Annotated in this window: 13 protein-coding genes and 2 tRNA genes; 10 read left to right on the top strand and 5 right to left on the bottom strand. The window is 64.1% G+C overall.

The window, feature by feature from the left end:
* Window positions 1-201 precede the first annotated feature (201 nt).
* On the bottom strand, window positions 202-831 hold the full coding sequence (locus P9M14_06850) for a hypothetical protein (GenBank protein ID MDP8255447.1): 630 nt from the start codon (window positions 829-831) through the stop codon (window positions 202-204).
* A gap of 82 nt (window positions 832-913) precedes the next feature.
* Between P9M14_06850 and P9M14_06845 the strand changes: the two genes are divergently transcribed.
* Window positions 914-1,882 carry an NAD-dependent epimerase/dehydratase family protein gene (locus tag P9M14_06845; GenBank protein MDP8255446.1) on the top strand — a complete coding sequence of 323 codons (969 nt, stop codon included), beginning with the start codon at window positions 914-916 and terminating at the stop codon, window positions 1,880-1,882.
* On the opposite strand, the gene P9M14_06840 is transcribed toward P9M14_06845, so the two are convergent.
* The gene (locus P9M14_06840; protein MDP8255445.1) at window positions 1,876-2,904 is read right to left on the bottom strand and encodes an MBL fold metallo-hydrolase; all 1,029 of its coding nucleotides are present in this window, start codon (window positions 2,902-2,904) and stop codon (window positions 1,876-1,878) included. The two genes, P9M14_06845 and P9M14_06840, sit on opposite strands and share 7 nt — an antisense overlap.
* Window positions 2,905-2,948: 44 nt before the next feature.
* On the bottom strand, window positions 2,949-3,734 hold the full coding sequence (locus tag P9M14_06835; GenBank protein MDP8255444.1) for a hypothetical protein: 786 nt from the start codon (window positions 3,732-3,734) through the stop codon (window positions 2,949-2,951).
* A 137-nt stretch (window positions 3,735-3,871) separates the two neighbouring features.
* Here P9M14_06835 and P9M14_06830 point away from each other — a divergent pair.
* Together P9M14_06830 and P9M14_06825 are read left to right on the top strand one after the other, a co-directional pair.
* Window positions 3,872-3,947, top strand: a tRNA-Ala gene (locus P9M14_06830).
* A gap of 4 nt (window positions 3,948-3,951) precedes the next feature.
* Window positions 3,952-4,026 (top strand) — tRNA-Arg (locus tag P9M14_06825).
* A 44-nt stretch (window positions 4,027-4,070) separates the two neighbouring features.
* On the opposite strand, the gene P9M14_06820 is transcribed toward P9M14_06825, so the two are convergent.
* Window positions 4,071-6,950 (bottom strand): hypothetical protein, encoded by a 2,880-nt coding sequence (locus P9M14_06820; protein ID MDP8255443.1) that lies wholly within the window; start codon window positions 6,948-6,950, stop codon window positions 4,071-4,073.
* A 66-nt stretch (window positions 6,951-7,016) separates the two neighbouring features.
* Complete coding sequence (locus P9M14_06815; GenBank protein ID MDP8255442.1) at window positions 7,017-8,921, bottom strand: transglutaminase domain-containing protein; 1,905 nt, start codon at window positions 8,919-8,921, stop codon at window positions 7,017-7,019.
* Between the two features lie 148 nt (window positions 8,922-9,069).
* On the opposite strand from P9M14_06815, the gene pyrR reads away from it, so the two are divergent.
* From pyrR to lipA, 7 genes are read left to right on the top strand one after another with little or no spacing between them, the layout of a single operon-like run.
* On the top strand, window positions 9,070-9,642 hold the full coding sequence (pyrR, locus tag P9M14_06810) for a bifunctional pyr operon transcriptional regulator/uracil phosphoribosyltransferase PyrR (GenBank protein MDP8255441.1): 573 nt from the start codon (window positions 9,070-9,072) through the stop codon (window positions 9,640-9,642).
* A complete protein-coding gene (locus tag P9M14_06805; GenBank protein ID MDP8255440.1) occupies window positions 9,633-10,571 on the top strand; it encodes an aspartate carbamoyltransferase catalytic subunit in 939 nt (312 codons plus the stop codon). Before pyrR ends, P9M14_06805 begins: the two co-directional genes overlap by 10 nt.
* The gene (locus P9M14_06800; protein ID MDP8255439.1) at window positions 10,555-11,841 is read left to right on the top strand and encodes a dihydroorotase; all 1,287 of its coding nucleotides are present in this window, start codon (window positions 10,555-10,557) and stop codon (window positions 11,839-11,841) included. The genes P9M14_06805 and P9M14_06800 overlap by 17 nt, the downstream gene beginning before the upstream one ends.
* A 10-nt stretch (window positions 11,842-11,851) precedes the next feature.
* Entirely contained in the window at window positions 11,852-12,469 is a 618-nt protein-coding gene (locus P9M14_06795) for a hypothetical protein (GenBank protein ID MDP8255438.1), read from the top strand.
* A 4-nt stretch (window positions 12,470-12,473) separates the two neighbouring features.
* Window positions 12,474-13,385: a radical SAM protein gene (locus P9M14_06790; GenBank protein ID MDP8255437.1), complete on the top strand. Its 912-nt coding sequence runs from the start codon at window positions 12,474-12,476 to the stop codon at window positions 13,383-13,385.
* Complete coding sequence (recG, locus tag P9M14_06785) at window positions 13,372-15,813, top strand: ATP-dependent DNA helicase RecG (GenBank protein ID MDP8255436.1); 2,442 nt, start codon at window positions 13,372-13,374, stop codon at window positions 15,811-15,813. Before P9M14_06790 ends, recG begins: the two co-directional genes overlap by 14 nt.
* Window positions 15,810-16,664: a lipoyl synthase gene (lipA, locus tag P9M14_06780; protein ID MDP8255435.1), complete on the top strand. Its 855-nt coding sequence runs from the start codon at window positions 15,810-15,812 to the stop codon at window positions 16,662-16,664. Before recG ends, lipA begins: the two co-directional genes overlap by 4 nt.
* Window positions 16,665-16,697 lie beyond the last annotated feature (33 nt).

Below are 16,697 nucleotides of genomic sequence, written 5' to 3'. Positions count from 1 at the left end.
TTAACCTGTCTCGATTAACTGGGCGCCTTTGAGAACCCGCTGAGCAAGCCCCCGTGCGAACCAGACAACTACCTCAGCGTATTTCGGACCGGCAATCCGAAAAAATCTCAACCTGATTTCTGCCGAGCGCCTACCCAATAATGTTATTCAACATTATTATCCACCCCCCATTTTCCGATGCGGGGTGGGTCGTTGTTTCTACTACTTATCCGCAATCAGCAGCAGTAGGCCCGATCGCCCCTGGATCAGGCGCAGGCGGCGCGGCTCCAATGAGCAGGCGATTAGCCCCAACTCGCGTTTGTCGATCAGCAGCGGGTCGCGGCCGCGCAGGTCCAGCCGCCGCTTGATCAGCGGTGAGCCCCAGATCGTGCGCAGGGCGAAGTCGGCCAGCATTCGGCCCGAGCACAGCGAGAACAGCCGCGCCAACTGCATTCGCGGATCGTGCAGCTCGTAGAACGCGCCCACGGCCAACACCACGTCGAAGCGCCGCGTGCCGAACCCATGCTCGAGCACGTTGCCCAGCAGCACCTCGCAGTCCGACCCCCCAAATGTCGAGCGCAGCCGCTGGGCCTCGCCCGGGTCGTCGACCATTGCGCACACGCTTTGCACGCCGGATTTGAGCAACGCGGGCAGATAGCCCTCGAGGGCGCGGCCGCAGATCAACACGCTACGGCCGTGCAACTCGCCGCAATGCTCGAAGATCAATCCGTAGCGCTCGTAAAGCCCGCTACGGCGCTTTCGATGCAGGCGTTCACGCATTGATCGGCTTTGCGGATCGCTGCTCTCCTCAGTCCCTTGCCGGAGCCTGCTGTAGGGAAACTGCTCATCCATTAGCCTATCCTGGGCCGGACCGACCGGCTGTCAACTGTTTTTCCATTTTGCATCGCAGCCGATTCGTGAAAAAATAATAAAGATGATCGTTGCACTCACTGGAGCAACCGGCTTTCTCGGCGCCAGCCTTGTACGAGAATTGTTGGAGCGCGGCCACGAGGTCCGCGCGCTGCAACGCGAAACATCGGACAATCAATTCATCTACGGCCTGCCGATCGAATTGCGCACCATTGATCTATTCGACGTTGATTCGCTGCAGCGGGCGTTTGAGGGCGCGCAGGCAGTGATCCACGCCGCGGCCGAGGTGCCGCGAAGCGGCCATCACACGAGCAGGGTGATGAGCGTGGCTCGCGACGGCACGTACAACGTGCTTCAGGCCTGCCGTCGCGCCCGGGTTCAGCGGATGGTGCACGTGAGCACGATCTGCACCATCGGGCCGGGCACGATCGACCATCCGGCCTGCGAGGGCACACCGCGGCCAAAGTGGCTGGACTCGATCGTCTACTTCCGCACCAAGCACATGGCCGAGCTCGAGGTGCGCGGGGCAATGGAGGCGGGGCTCGATGCGGTGATCGTCAACCCGGCGGCGATGATCGGCCCTTACGACAGCAAGCTGACCACCGGCCGCCTGATCAGCGAGATCCGCAACAGCAAACTGACCTACGGGGTGCCGGGCGGATCGTGCTTCGCCGACGTGGCCGACGTCGCGGCCGGGATCGTCTCGGCCATGCAAAGCGGGCGTAAGGGCGAGAGCTACATTCTCGGCGGCGAGAACATCGGCTTTATCGACGCTATGCGACGCATCGCCGACACCGTGGGCGGCACGGCACCCGAGAAGATGATTTCGGCCCGCGCCCTGCTTACCGGATCGCGCGTGCTTTCGCTGCTGGGCCGCTCGCCGGTTTTAAGCATCGACGAGATGCGGATCGTGGCCCATGAGATGTATTACTGCTGCGACAAGGCTCGCGAGGAGCTGGGCTATGACTGCCGTCCGTTCGAGCAAAGCGTGGCACGGGCGGACCAGTGGTACCGCGAGAACAAGATCTACTGAAAAACCAACGACGACCCGGGCGCAACCTTTGAGCGGCTGAAGAGCATCAATCCGTCGCGTACCTCGCAACAAAGCTCGTTGTTATGCAGGGCCAGGCCCACGTGGGCCATCACCTCGGAGAGTCCGAGGAAGATTTCCGTGGGCGGCAGATTGGGAAACAGGCAGGCGATCAACTCGTGGGCGTTCAACGGCCCGGGCTCGAGGGCGTCGAGCAGTTGCCCGTGGCGTTGACGACGGTGTTGCAACTGGCTTTGGATCAGCAATCGCGGATCGCCGAAGGCCGAGCCGTGTCCGGGCAGCACGCTGTCGATCTTCAACGATCGGATCTTCGCCAGCGAGTCGAGCATCATCACCAGGGCGTCCAATCCCAGCGCGCCGGGTTCCGACGGACGGTGCAGCAGCGGATTGGGCGTGATCTTTTCCAGTAAAAAATCGCCGCTGATCAGTGTGCGGCCCGCGCGGTCATAGAGGCTCAGACAGTAAGGGGTGTGGCCCGGCGTGTGCAGCACCTGCCAGCTTGCGCCGTCGAACTCGAGCGACTCCCCGGGATTCAACGGCAGGGCGTCGGCGTACTCGCAGCCCAGATTGCGGATCATTTCGGCGATCCGCCGCTGCATCCGCGCCGGTTCCGGCGACAATCCCAAGTAGGGCGAAAGCGCCTCGATATGGCTGTTGTCGATCTTCCAGTGCTCATACAGCTCGGCGAATTGATCGATCAGTCGCGGATGGCACAGCACCTGCGCGCCCGAGGCGTCGACCAGGCGTTGCACCAATCCGCTGTGGTCCAGGTGCAGATGGGTGATCACGATCCGTTGCAAGTCGCGCGGCTCGACACCGGCCTGGGCCAGGCCGCGGACCAGCGCCGAGTAACTGCGATCGGTGTTGGTGCCGCAGTCGACCACGGTCAGCGGATCGCGCTTGATCAAAATGCAGTTGGCGCGCCCCACGCCAAAGGGGGTCGGCACCTTGATCAGCGCCAGGTCGCGGCGCGGGAACTCTACTTTTATTTCTACGTCGTTCATTCGCAGTTGCTCTTTCAGGGTCGGCCGGGATTAGGCAATTAAGGCTATGCTCCCTCGAAGAATCCGCACACGCGTTTGCCCTCGTTGGGACCGGCCACGGGCAGGAAGTACAGCGAGCGTCCCTCATAGTAGTTTAGGCTGATCAGCGGATCGAGCACTCCGTCGCCGTCCACGTCGATCAGGTTGAGCAGCTCGAAGCGGTACATCAGATCGCCGCGTTGAATAGCCGCGCGGAATCTTTGCACCAGCGCAATCTGCTGCACGCCCGGGCCGACGATCTTGCGCAACAAGATCGCGCTGAACTGTTGCGGCGTTTCTGAAAAGTAATCGAACTGTGGGCCGTCAAAGGCGAGCAGCACTTCATCCGTGCCGTCGGAGTCCAGGTCCAAGCGCAGCAATCGCGTGATTTTAACCGTGTCGGCCACGCCTCCCTGATTGCGCGCCCATTCCAAGGCGATCTTCTCGTAGGTCGGGTTGTGCGGTTGCAACACCTTGAAATTACCGGCCGGACGCGCCTCTCCCACGTAGGTTCCGCTGAAGAAACTGTTGCCCGAACTCTGCTCGTGCTCGACCAGCCGTTCGATGCGGAAGTCGCGCCAGATGAAGTCCGGCAGATGCAGCTTGACCACGCTGCCGGGTTTAATCAGTGCGGAGCAGTCCTGGGATTCGAGCAGGCCCTTGCCCGGCACGCGGCAGCCGATCAGCGCCACGGTCTTGTCCCCGGTTTCAAACGCCCAGAATTCGACGCCGCCCGCGTCGGGCAGCGGCCTGGCCCCGAGAATCAGCGGCAGCAGCAATAGGCAAGCTAAAACGATCACCGGTCGTCGCATCGGGCTCCTCCGTCTGCGCAGGACAGTGCGAGCAAGATGATACTCTGTTTATCACGGTCTATTCCAATTGACCGCACCGGGTAAAAATGTTAGTCAGATGCCTCCGTGCGGCCGGAAGGTCGCTCGGAAACGGAAGTGGGCGGTTAGCTCAGTTGGAAGAGCGCTGCTTTCGCAAGGCAGAGGCCGGCGGTTCGAGTCCGCTACCGTCCACCATCATGCCCCAGTAGCTCAGTGGATAGAGCATCGGCCTCCGGAGCCGGGTGCGGAGGTTCGATCCCTCCCTGGGGCACCATCCAATCATCTTTAGTCTCCAACATCATCCGGCGCCAATCGACCCTAGAAAAGGCCGCCCAGGTAGTACATGTAGCGCAGGTCGCCCTCATCGCCCAATCCCTGTGCCAGGGCGAAACGGAAGTTGACCGCCATGCCGTAGGCCAAGCGCGTATCGAGCTTGATTTCCGCGCCCAGGCCTTGGTGCAGGTCGCGCGGCTTGAAGTCCAGGCGATCAAAGCTTTGGCCGGTGTCGTAGAACAGGTTGGCGTGCAAGACCTTGAAGTAGATCGGCCAGGTGCTGATGCCGCGGTCGATCCACCAGATCGGCAGCCGGTATTCAACCGAACCCGCGACGATGCGCTGACCCTTGAACTGCGATGCGCCGAACCCGCGCATAAAGTAGCTGCCCTCGGAAGGCACGGCAAATGCGCCGCTGCCGCCGAACCCGCCGAGGCGGAAAGTGCGTTGGCGCAGCACGTCGCCTTGGGCCAGTCCGCCGACCAATCGCAGGGCCAAGGCGTGATTGAGCCACAGCCCCTGGTAGGCGCGGGCCGAGGCGCTGATGATTCGCAGGTCGTAATCCGAGCCCAGCCAATCGGCCCACCAGTTGAAGCCCAGTCCCAAATCCACGCCGCGCTCGGGGCTGATCGAGCGGCCGTAGCTCTGCGTGTTGTTGAAACTCAGGCTCAGCGCCAGGCCGGAGAACAGCCCGGTATTGGGTGGGTTGATCGCGTCGGAGGGGATGCGTGTGATGTTGTCGCGCTGTTGAATGCGATAGCTCGCGCCCGCCACGAGGTGCTCGACGATCGGCGCGTAGGCCCCTACGCTGCCGGTTATCCGGCGCTCGAAGTACTGGCGGCGGCGCCCGTCGGGCAGCCGGATCAGCTTGCCGTAGGAGTCGGCGAAGGCCGCCTGGTTGAGCCTGATCGTCGGCCACAGCTGGCGGTTGGCGTAGCTCAGCCAGTAGCTGAGGAATTCGCTCTGCGGCCCGTAGAGCGCGGTGGCCGAATAGGAGTGGTACTGCAGCACGTCGCGGCCCGAGGTGGTGATGCCGAACAGTGTTTCATCGGCCGTGGTGCCAAGCTCGGGCAGCCAATAGCGCGGCCAGATCGTGCGCCACGGGCTGTATTTATGCTCGGGGAACTGCTCGGCCGCGGCCTGGAGATCGATAGGGTTGCCGTTGCGCGGCGGCCCGCTGGGCGCGGGCGGCTCGTAGGGCACCTCGCGCCACCAGGCTTTGTCGAGCTCGAGCACGAACACGTCGAACCCGTCGGCAGTGTAGCCGGTGTAGGCCAGCAGCTCGCCATCCGAGCTGACGCTGGGCCAGAACGCGCCGCCGAGCACGTTGGTCAATTGAAACAGCCGTTGCTTAGGCAGGTCCAGGGCGTAGATGTTGTACACGCCGCTGCGGTCCGAGCTGAACAACAGCAACTCGCCGTCGGGCGTGAACTGCGGGTCGATCTCCTTAGCCGGATGCGATGTCAGTCGCGTGAAAACGTGGTCCTCTAAGTCGTAGAGATAGATGTCGCGTTCGCCGCGCTCGTGCCACGCGGCCACTGCCGCGCGGCGGCCATCGGTGTGCACGTCGGGCCGATCGAACTGCACCAGCTCGGGGCTTAGGTCGCTAACGCGTTCGATGCTCCGCGTCTCCAGGTCGTAGATCACCAGGTCTTTGGACTGCAGGCGGTTCTGCACGGCCAGCACGCGTTTGCCGTCGCTGAAGAACGCCGGGTCGAGCAGGCGCGCGCCGCGCGTCAGCCGTTGGCGTTTGCCGCTGGTGATCCGTTCGCTACGCGGCCGTCGGTCGATCAGGAACAGGTCCTTGAACAGGTAGTCGATCTGATACACGCGGTCGTCGGAATAGACCAGCAGATCGTTGCCCAGGGCGTCCATGCCCCCCGGGCCATCGATCAGGGCCACCTTGCTCGTACGACTGGTCTGAAGGTCGAGCAGCATGATCCGGTTCTTACGGCGCGGTGTGCGCTGCTGAAAGTAGAGGCTGCGCGGCCCGGCGAATGTCGGTTTGCGCGTCTGGTAGCCGCTGAACGTCACGCGCTCGCCCCGGTACAGGCCCTGGGAGCGAATCTGTGCGGCCTGGCGCTCAAAGCGCGAGCGCAGCACGGTCTGCCATTCGCGCCAAAGGGTGACCAGGCTCTTGCCGATTACGCGCTCGGCGTTGCTGTTGTAGAGAAACGGCCAGACTTGGCGCGAGTGGCGTTTCGAGATCTGCGTCCAGCAATTCTCACCGTAGTTGTCCGCCACGTAGACGTGGAACGCGCCGCCGAACAGGTAGGGCACGGCCGAGCCCGGCCAGCGCAGAAAGAACGTGGTGGACTGATCGATGCTCGGGAAGCGGTCCTCGAGAATCGCTGCGCGCAGATACATCTGGGTCAGGCTCGAGCGACCGCGGCCGTGCTCGGTGTTGCTGGTCTCCTTGAGCACGGCCAGCCCCTCGATCTGCAAAATCGGGTGGATGCCGTTGACCGCGTAGACCCGGCCGAAGATCGCGCGGAACAGCCGGTTGAATCCGCGCGCCTGGTCGATGTGCAGCACGTGGGTCATCTCGTGCATCAGCAGGCCGTGGAACCAATCCCCGTATTCGTCGATGCGCTGATCCGAGGTCGGGGCCGTGGCATAGAGCCGCACGGTGTTGTAGGGAATGGTGCTCGCCCAGCCGTTGGCGCGGTCCGAGTCGTCGGCGATTACCAGCTGGACCTTGCCCCAAGGCTGCCAATCAAGCTGCTCGGAGAGCATGTCGAAGACCTGTTCGGCGAGGATTGCGGCACGCAGCGCCAGCTCGCGCTCGCCATCGTGGAAGTGTACGTAGAAGTGTTCGGTCTCCAACGTGCGCCAAACAAGGCGCGAGTCGTAGGCCAGAGAGGGCAGGCACAGCCCGAGCACGAGCAGCACGATCAGTAACAAGGAGCAGGCGATACGATGCATCGACTAGCCTGGATTAATCATGAGGGTTCGTCAGCGAGGCGCTCAAGAAAGAGGATAACCTTGGCGCTACAATCCGTTTAATTCAAACAGCGCCAGATCGCCCGGCTCGAGGAACAGCTCGACCTGCGCCGAGTCGAATACCTCGTCGGTGGCGGCGTTGACGATCTGCACTGCCAACGCGCCGGTGATGTAGTTGCTCACGCCCGAGTAGTTGCTCACGAACAGCATCCAGTCGCCGCCGTGGGGCAGGTCGAACTGCGCCTCGCCGTTGGCATCAAAGGTCAGGGCGTGGGCAACGAACTGCTCGCCGTCCTGGTAGAGGGCGTAGTTCTGCGCGTCGACCATGTACAGCGGCAGCAGCACGTCGTCGTAGGACTGAGTGAAGATATTGGTGCCGACGATCCCCTGGTTGCGCACGTAACGCACCGCGTCGATCAGGCCGACCTCGAGCGTGACCACGCCCGCGCCCTGGTAGTCCTCGGGCTGCGCGATGTCCAGGGTCTTAAGCTCGGCATCAAGCTCGATTTGGCCCTCATAGGTTTGGCCGGCATTGATGCGCTTCTTGATCACCTGCTCGGCGGGGAAATTGGCCAGCGGCGAGCGGACCTCGAGGTAGACGTAGTTCTCGTCGCCGACCTCGAAGCTGGTGAAGCCGCTCTGGTCGGTGACGCTCATGGTGTGGTCCATCTGCCTTCCGCCATATTTGCCGCTGGCGATCACCACCGCTTCGTCCACCGGGTTGCCTGCGGAGTCGACCACGGTGATCTCGAGGGTGCCGGTTGTGGTGTACAGCGACGTGGCGTTCTCGGCGAAGCCGTCGCCGCGCGTGCGGTACGCGCCCTTGGTGCCGTTGCCCCAGGTGTCGTAGGCGTTGGGTGCGTTAACCATGTCGTTGACCGGCTCGTACTGCACCCAGAGGAAGTCGTAGAACTCGTTCCAGGTGTGGTCGTTGGCATAGGAGGCGATGTTGGCCGCGGGGATCAGCGCCGCGCGCGTGGCGGCGGAGGTCAGGTCGGCGTGCTCGCCGCAACGCCCCACATGGCCCGAGTAGATCGCCACGGGCTGCACCGGCCGGCGAGTATAGCTGAAGAACCACATCGCCTCGTCGATCCAGTAGCTGATTAAGCCAATGGCACCATTGTCGATTGTTTCGTCAGTTCCCTCCCAGACCGTGTCCACGCCCGCGAGCAGATCGGCGAGCACCGAGCAGCTCACCCAGGTAGTCTTTTCCGGATCCTCGAAATCGGTCTGATTGTCGATTGTGCCCGGGCACAGATCGTCGGAGTGGTTGAGCAGGTAGTCGCGCCAGAACACGCCGTCGGGCGGATCGGCGCTGCCGCCGGTTTCGGGGTCGATGTAGCGCGGGCCCTCGTCCTCCAGCCGCGGATGGACCACGAACCAGTAGTAGTAATAGGGATCCACGCGCACGGTCTGGGCCTTGCCCGAGCTGTCAAAGGAACTGTATTCGGCCGTGGTGAAGAAGTCGTCGTCGGTCAGCGGATCGCCCTCGTCGATCAGGGTCACGTAGTCCAGCTGCTCGTCCGCGGCGTAGACCGACACGACGTTGTCGTAGAACAGGTCGATGTCCAGGGAAGGGTAGTTCCAGTCGGTCTTGCCCACGTGGGCCGCTAAAAACGCCAGCTCGTCGATGTATTTGGGGTCGGTATAGCCCAGCACCAGCTCGGCGGCCAGGTCCTGCTTATCGTCCGCTAAAGCGCACAGGTTGAGGATCATCTCGGTGCGCAGCCAGGCCGGCGCCAGTTCGACCGCCTCTTTGGCGTCGTCGGTCAGGCAGTCCGTGGGGTCGATCTGCGGCGCGACGATATTGCCGTCAAGCTCGAAATCATCGTCGTCATCGTCGTCATCGTCGTCGTCGTCGTCGCCGACCGAACAGCCGGCCGCGACCAGGGCCAATAACGACAACGCCGCCAGCAGCAGCAGCCACAGGTGCTTTTCGCGAAACGCCAACATCGGAAGCTCCTTTGCATCTACACGTTTATCCGCTGATATCGATGTGGGGATATCATAGCAGACGATCTACAATAGGCCAGAGCGCGAAAGCTTGACGGCCGTTGACGGGCAAGGATATCCTACGCCCGACTCAGGCTTGGGGAAATTGATGGATAAAGCAGATCAGCGTCAACTGCTGGACGCGGAGCGGATCGACCGCATCGTCACGCGCATCGCCCACGAGATCCTCGAGCGCAACCGCGGCTCCGGCCGCCTGGCGCTGGTCGGCGTGCTGCGCGGCGGCGAGCCGGTAATGCGCCTGCTCTCGACCAAGCTGCGGGCGATCGAGGGAGTCGAAATTCCCTTCGGCACCCTGGACATCGGACTGTACCGCGACGACCTGGACCGCCACGACCGTCCGCAACTGTTTCGCACGGAGATCGGCTTCAACCTCGATGGCCGCATTGCGGTGCTGGTCGACGACGTGTTGTTCACCGGCCGCACCGTGCGCTCGGCAATGGACGCGCTGATGGACCTGGGGCGTCCGGCCGCGATTCAGCTTGCGGTGCTGATCGACCGCGGACACCGCGAACTGCCGATCCACGCGGACTACGTGGGCCGCGCGTTTGAGACCGATTACGACGATAAAGTGCTTTGCAAGATCGGCTGCCCCGGAGAGCCGGACTGCGCGCTGCTCGTTCCCCATGCCCTGAACGTCGGCGGGAGGCCCAAGTGCGACTGAACCGCAAGGACTTGCTCGGCCTCGAGGACATCGCCGTCGATGAGATCAAGCTGATCCTCGACACGGCCGATTCGTTCAAGGAGTTCGGCTCGCGGATAATTAAAAAGGTCCCGGCCCTGCGCGGTAAGACCGTGGTCAACCTGTTCTACGAGCCCAGCACGCGCACGCGCACCAGCTTCGAGATCGCGGGCAAGCGACTGAGCGCCGACGTGGTCAACTTCTCGGCCAGCCAGAGTTCGGTGGGCAAGGGCGAGACCTTGATCGACACGATGAAGAACATCGAGGCGATGCAGCCGGACCTGATCGTGGTGCGCCACGGTTCGGCCGGCGCGCCGCACATGCTGGCGCGGATGGTCGAATGCGGCGTGATCAACGCCGGCGACGGGGCGCACGAGCACCCGTCCCAGGCGCTGCTGGACATGCTGATGATTCGCGACGTCAAGGGCCGGATCAACGGCCTGACCGTGGCGATCATCGGCGACATCAGCCACAGCCGGGTGGCGCGCTCGAACATCTACGGCCTGACCCGGATGGGCGCGCGGGTGAGGGTCTGCGGGCCCAAGACGATGATCCCGGCCCAGATCGAGCGCATGGGAGTCGAGGTCTTCCACGACGTGCGTAAGGCGATCAGCGGCGTGGACGTAATCATGATGCTGCGCATTCAGCTTGAGCGTCAGGCCGGGGCGTTGTTGCCCAGCCTGCGCGAGTACGCGCGGCACTTCGGCCTGACCCCCGAAATAATCAAGGCCGCCAAACCCGACGCCACGATTTTGCACCCCGGGCCGATCAACCGCGGGGTCGAGATCAGCTCCGAGGTCGCCGACTGCCAGCGATCGATGATTCTCAACCAGGTGACCAACGGCGTGGCGGTACGCATGGCGCTGCTCTACCTGCTGACCGGAGGCGCGGGCGATGAAACTGCTGATTAAGGGCGGACGCGTAATCGACCCCGCACAGGGGATCGACAAACCGCTGGACGTCTTGATCGAGAAGGGCCGGATCGCCTCGCTGATTCAACCGGCGAGCCGCGTGCGTCCCGCGATGGACAAGGTTAAGACAATCGACGCTACGGGTTGCATCGTCGCGCCGGGCCTGATCGATATGCACGTGCACTTCCGCGAGCCGGGTTTCGAGCACAAGGAAACCATCGAGTCCGGCTGCGCCGCTGCGGCGGCCGGCGGCTTTACCTCGGTGTGCTGTATGGCCAACACCAATCCGGTCAACGACAACCAGGCGATCACGCTGATGATCATCGCCCAGGCGCAGAAGGCCAACGGCGTGCGCGTTTACCCGATCGCCGCGGCCACTGTCGGACAGAACGGAGAGGCGGCGACCGAGATCGGCGAGCTCAAGACTGCCGGTGCCGTAGCGCTCTCCGACGACGGCAACGAGATCAGGAATTCCCAGGTCGCGCGGCTGGTGCTCGAGTACGCCTCGATGTTCGATATGCCGGTGATCTTACACTGCGAGGACATGTATCTGAGCCAGGGCGGGCAGGTCAACGAGGGGTTCGTCAGCACCGAGCTGGGTCTGCCCGGAATCCCCAACGCGGCCGAGGAGTCGATGGTCGCGCGCAACCTGATCCTCGCCGAGATGACCGGCGCGCCGATCCACATCGCCCACGTGAGCACCGCGGGCTCGGTCGACCTGATCCGCTGGGCCAAGGCGCGCGATGTCAGGGTCACGGCCGAGGCCACGCCGCACCACCTGACGCTGACCGAAAAGGCGGTGCGCGGCTACAACACCCAGTGCAAGATGTCGCCGCCGCTGCGCTCGGAGCAGGATCGCATCGCCGTGCTCACCGGCCTGGCCGACGGCACGATCGACGCGGTGGCCACCGACCACGCGCCCCACGACGACCGGCTGAAGATCGTCGAGTTCGACAAGGCGGCCAACGGCGTAATCGGCCTGGAGACCGCACTGGGCTTAATGCTGCGCCTGGTGAGGCAGGGGCAGCTGGATCTGCCCACACTGATCCAGCGCATGTCCACCGCCCCGGCCCGCATTATGGGCCTGCCCGGCGGATCGCTCGCCGTGGATCAACCGGCCGACGTGGTGGTTTTTGACCCGGAACAGGAGTGGACCGTCGACGCGATGTGCCTGCGCTCGCGCAGCCACAACACGCCGTTCGACGGCTGGAGCCTGCCCGGCGTAATCAAGGCCACGATCGTCAACGGCCGGATCGTACATTCGGGATAACACGCCGACCGTGGAGATCGCCCCGTATTACGAGCGACTGTTGCAGTTCTCCAGCGAGCAGTTCGGAACCGAGATCATCGAGGCCCGCATCCGCTATTTTGCAACGATCGGACGAGTCTCCGAATCCGAGACCGGGTTTGAGCAACACCTGACCAACTTCCTGGACTGGTACGTTTTCGAACGCAAGCTTAACGACAGCGGCCGGACTCCGGCCGAGCTGTTCTTTGAGCAGTACGGATCCGGCGAGGACGAGGAACAGCGATTGGTGCTCGAGGGTTTCACCAAGACGCGGCGCAGCCTGTTCCAGGTGCTAAAGTCCGGCGCGGAGGGCGTGGCGCTGTGCGACCTGCTGGAGCGCATCAAGCTCTGCGTGATCGATCCCAAGCCGCGCGGGTTCGCGCGCAAGGAGATCTTCCAGGGCCGCGTGATTCCGGTGGGCGAGTGCTACTATTTGTCCGAGGCGTTGATCTTCCACCCGATGCGCGCCAACCGATATATCCGCAACCGGGCCAGAGCCCATCGCAAGCTCGAACGTCAGGCCAAAGAGAACCTGCTGTCCGAACTTGCCCAGAAGCGGTTGCAGAGCGACCGCTACAAGCACGTGGATGTGCTCTACTTCTACAAATAGACGAGTGCCCAGCTACCTGACGCTGCCCGCCGCAGAGCTGGAGCGCAGGGCCCAACGGGCGCGGCAGGCGTTGAGCGCCTGCGGGCTGTGCGGCCATAACTGCGGGGTCGACCGCCTGGCCGGTGAGCTGGGACGTTGCGCCACGGGACCGGATGCGAAAATCGCCAGCGCCATGCCGCACAGCGGCGAGGAGCCGCCGATCAGCGGGATCCACGGCTCGGGCACGATCTTTTTCAGCGGCTGCTCGCTGGGCTGCGTGTTCTGCCAGAACTGGCCGATCAGCCACAACGCCACGGGCAACGCGCAAAGCGCGGATCAGCTCGCGCAAAAGATGCTCGGGCTGCAATCCAAGGGCTGTCACAACATCAACCTGGTGACTCCGACGCACCAGCTTGCGGCGATCCTCGAGGCGCTGAGTATTGCGGCTGAGCAGGGTCTCGGCTTGCCGCTGGTCTATAACACCTCGGGCTTTGATTCGCCGTTGGCCCTGGAGCTGCTCGACGGGATTGTCGATATCTACATGCCGGACATCAAGTACGACGATGCGCAAACGGCGCTGCGTCTCAGCGGCGCGGTCGACTACGTGCAGGTCAACCGCCGCGCCCTGGAACTGATGCAGCAACAGGTAGGGCGGCTCGAGATCGATCGGCAGGGCATTGCGCAACGTGGCCTGCTGGTGCGCCATCTGGTACTGCCGGGCGGACTTAGCGGCGAGCGCGGCTGCTTCGAGTTCCTGGCGCAGCTCGATCCGGCGATCTATGTTTCGCTGATGAGCCAATACTTTCCAGCGCACCTCGCCCTGCGTACACTGGGGGTCGACAGGCCGTGCACGCGCCAGGAGCTGGCGCACGCTCGCGAGGAATTCTTCGCCGCGGGTCTGAGCAACGGCTGGATTCAGGACGATGAGCGATATTAGCAAGGCACTCGAGGCGATCCGCCGACCGCTGGAGTACGCGGCAAGCTCGCCCCAGGCAGCGCAGCGCGTGCGCAACCTCGACGTGCTGATCGCCCGCCAGGCGCGCGAGCTGCGTAGGCGCGGGGTCGACCCCGAAGTGCAACTGGCGCTTAACGAGCTGACCTCGTCGCTGGTCGGATTGGAGAAACTCGATCAGGACGAGCGGATGCTGCGCCTGCGCCGGGCGCTACGGATTCTCGATCGGCTCTCTCCATCGGCACCGGCGATACAGGCCGCGCCCGAGCCGGTGTTGGTCAAGCCGCAGCCCAAACCTGCGCCGCAATCCGCCGCTGCGCTGGACGAGTCGATCCAGTTCGTCAAGGGAGTCGGGCCCAAGGTGGCGCAGCTGCTCGCGCGACGCGGGATCGAGACCGTGGGCCAAATGCTGATGCTGCTGCCGCGCGCATTTGACGACCGTCGATTGATCACCGCGGTGGAGCAGCTCGAGCCCGGCGAACGCGCGACTCTGGTGCTTAACGTGCTCGAGGCGATGCCCAAGATGCGCGCCCGCGGCCGGCCGATGTACAAGGTGCGCGCCGGTGATGACAGCGGCGAGCTGACCCTGGCCTGGTTCAACGTGCCGGCCTATATTCCGCAGGTGGTGCGGCCAGGCATCCGGCTGGTGGTCACCGGCGAGGCCACGCAGTTCCGCGGCGGCCTGGAGATACACCATCCGGACATCGAGCCCATCGACGAGCAGACCGAGGTTGGCCCGAGCCTGCATTATGGGCGGATCGTGCCGATCTACTCCGAGATCGAGGGCCTGTCCAAGAAACGGCTGCGCCGGATCCTCGACAGCGCCCTGGATAAGGTCCGCGGCAAGGTCCCCGACCCGCTGCCGTTGCGCCTGCGCGAGCGGCTGGGGCTGCTCGATCTGGGATTGGCCATCGAGCAGGCGCACTTTCCGCCCGAGGACGAGGACCCGGAGAAACTGCGGCGCATGGCCACCGCAGCCTACCGTCGGCTGATCTTCGATGAGCTGTTCTCGCTGGGACTGGGCCTGGCCTTGTCTAAGCGCGATCTGCAGCGTCGGCCGGGTATCGCGTTCAAAATTAAAACCCCGAGCCCGTCCAGGCTGCTCGAGCAGCAGCCCTTTGTGCTTACCGCGGCCCAACGCCGGGTACTCGAGGAGATCCAAGGTGACCTACGCAAGCCCGTGCCGATGAATCGACTGATCCAGGGCGACGTGGGCAGCGGCAAGACGATCCTCGCCGCGCTTGCGGCCCTAAGCGTGATCGACAACGGGTATCAGGCCGCGCTGATGGCCCCCACCGAGCTGCTGGCCGAGCAGCACGCCAAGCGACTGAGCGCCCAACTGGCCCAACTCGGCCTGCGCGCGGCCCTGCTCACCGGGTCGGTGCGCGGACCCGAACGCAAGCGGATCCTCTCCGAGCTGCGCGGCGGACTGATCCACCTGTTGATCGGCACCCACGCGCTGATCAGCCAGGGCGTGGAGTTCAAACGGCTGGGCCTGGTGATCGTCGACGAGCAGCACCGCTTCGGCGTGGGCCAGCGCGCGGCGCTCTCGGGCAAGGGGACGCTGCCCGACGTGCTGATCATGACCGCCACGCCGATCCCGCGCACCCTGGCGCTGACGCTCTACGGCGACCTGGACATCTCGCTGCTCGACGAGATGCCGCCGGGGCGCACGCCGATCAAGACCGAGCTGGTGACGAAGCGTGGCCGCGCCAAGCTCTACCGCCGGATCCGCGCCGAGGTTAAGGCCGGTCACCAGGTCTACTTGGTCTACCCGCTGGTCGAGGCGGCCGAGGACTCCGACCTGGCCGACGCCACGGCCTCCTGCGAGCAGTTGGAGCGCAAAGAGCTTAAAGGCTTGCGCCTGGGCCTGCTCCACGGCCGGATGAAGCCCGCGAAAAAAGAGTCGGTGATGCGCTCCTTTGTCGCGGGCAAAGTCGACGTGCTGGTCAGCACCACGGTGATCGAGGTCGGCATCGACGTGCCCAATGCCACGCTGATCGTGATCGAGCACGCCGAGCGCTTCGGCCTGACCCAACTGCACCAACTGCGGGGCAGGGTGGGGCGCGGCGAACAGCCCTCGAGCTGCCTGCTGGTTGTGGGGGGCGCTCCGGGGGAGAACGCGGAACAACGATTGCGGGTGATGGTCGAGACAACCGACGGCTTCCGCATCAGTGAGGAGGACCTGGCGTTGCGCGGTCCGGGACAGTTCCTGGGCACGCGCCAATCCGGGCTGCCCGACCTGCGTGTGGCCAACCTGGCCCGCGACGTGAAGCTGCTCTCTTTGGCACGCGACGAGGCGCTGCGCCTGGTGCGCGAGGACCCGCAACTCGCGGCTGCGGAGAACCGGCCCCTGGCGCGATTGGTTAAACAACGCTGGGGCGAGGGGCTGGGCCTGGGGAGCATCGGATGAGCGATCAGCAACGCAAACCGCAATGGCTCAGACGGCCGCCGGCCCGCGGCGCGCAGGTCCATCGGCTGCGCTCGATCCTACGTAGTCACGGTCTGCACACGGTCTGCGAGTCTGCGCGTTGTCCGAACATCAGCGAGTGCTTTGCTCAGCCCACGGCCACCTTTTTAATTATGGGCGATCGCTGTACGCGCAACTGCGCCTTTTGCGCAATCGAACACGGCGCTCCGCTGCCCCTGGATCAACACGAGCCCGAGCAGCTGGCACTGGTGGCGGCTGAGATGGGGCTGACGCACGTAGTGGTGACTTCTGTTACTCGCGACGATTTGCACGACGGCGGCGCCGCGCATTTCCTGGCCGTGTGCCGCGCGATCCGCGGGCGGCTGCCGCAGGCCACGATCGAGGTGCTGGTGCCGGACATGCTTGGTAATGAGGAGGCGGTGGCGCTGGTGGCCAACGGACCGATCGAGGTCTTCAACCACAACCTGGAGACCTTGCCGCGGCTCTATGGCCGGGTGCGCCCCCAGGCCGACTACGCGCGTTCGCTGCAAGTGCTGCGGCTGGCCAAACAGGCGCGGCCGGAGCTGGCGACTAAAAGCGGGCTGATGGTCGGGCTGGGCGAGACGCGCGAGGAAATTGAGGCAGTGCTCGACGATCTACGTAACGTGGATTGCGACATGATCACCGTGGGGCAGTATTTGCGGCCGCGCTTGGGCAACCTGGCGGTGGAGCGCTATTGGGAGCCCGCGGAGTTCGACGAATTGCAACAGCTCGCCCTGTCCAAGGGGTTCAAACAAGCGTTCTGCGCGCCGCTGGTCAGAAGCTCTTATCACGCCCGCCCGCTGAGCGACTGAAGGTGAGACCTGCCCGACCGGCTCACATCCCGA

The organism is Candidatus Alcyoniella australis, from assembly GCA_030765605.1.
GTDB lineage: Bacteria > Lernaellota > Lernaellaia > JAVCCG01 > Alcyoniellaceae > Alcyoniella > Alcyoniella australis.
Note: the sequence above shows the minus strand (reverse complement) of the source record. Positions and strands in the feature narration are given on the sequence as shown.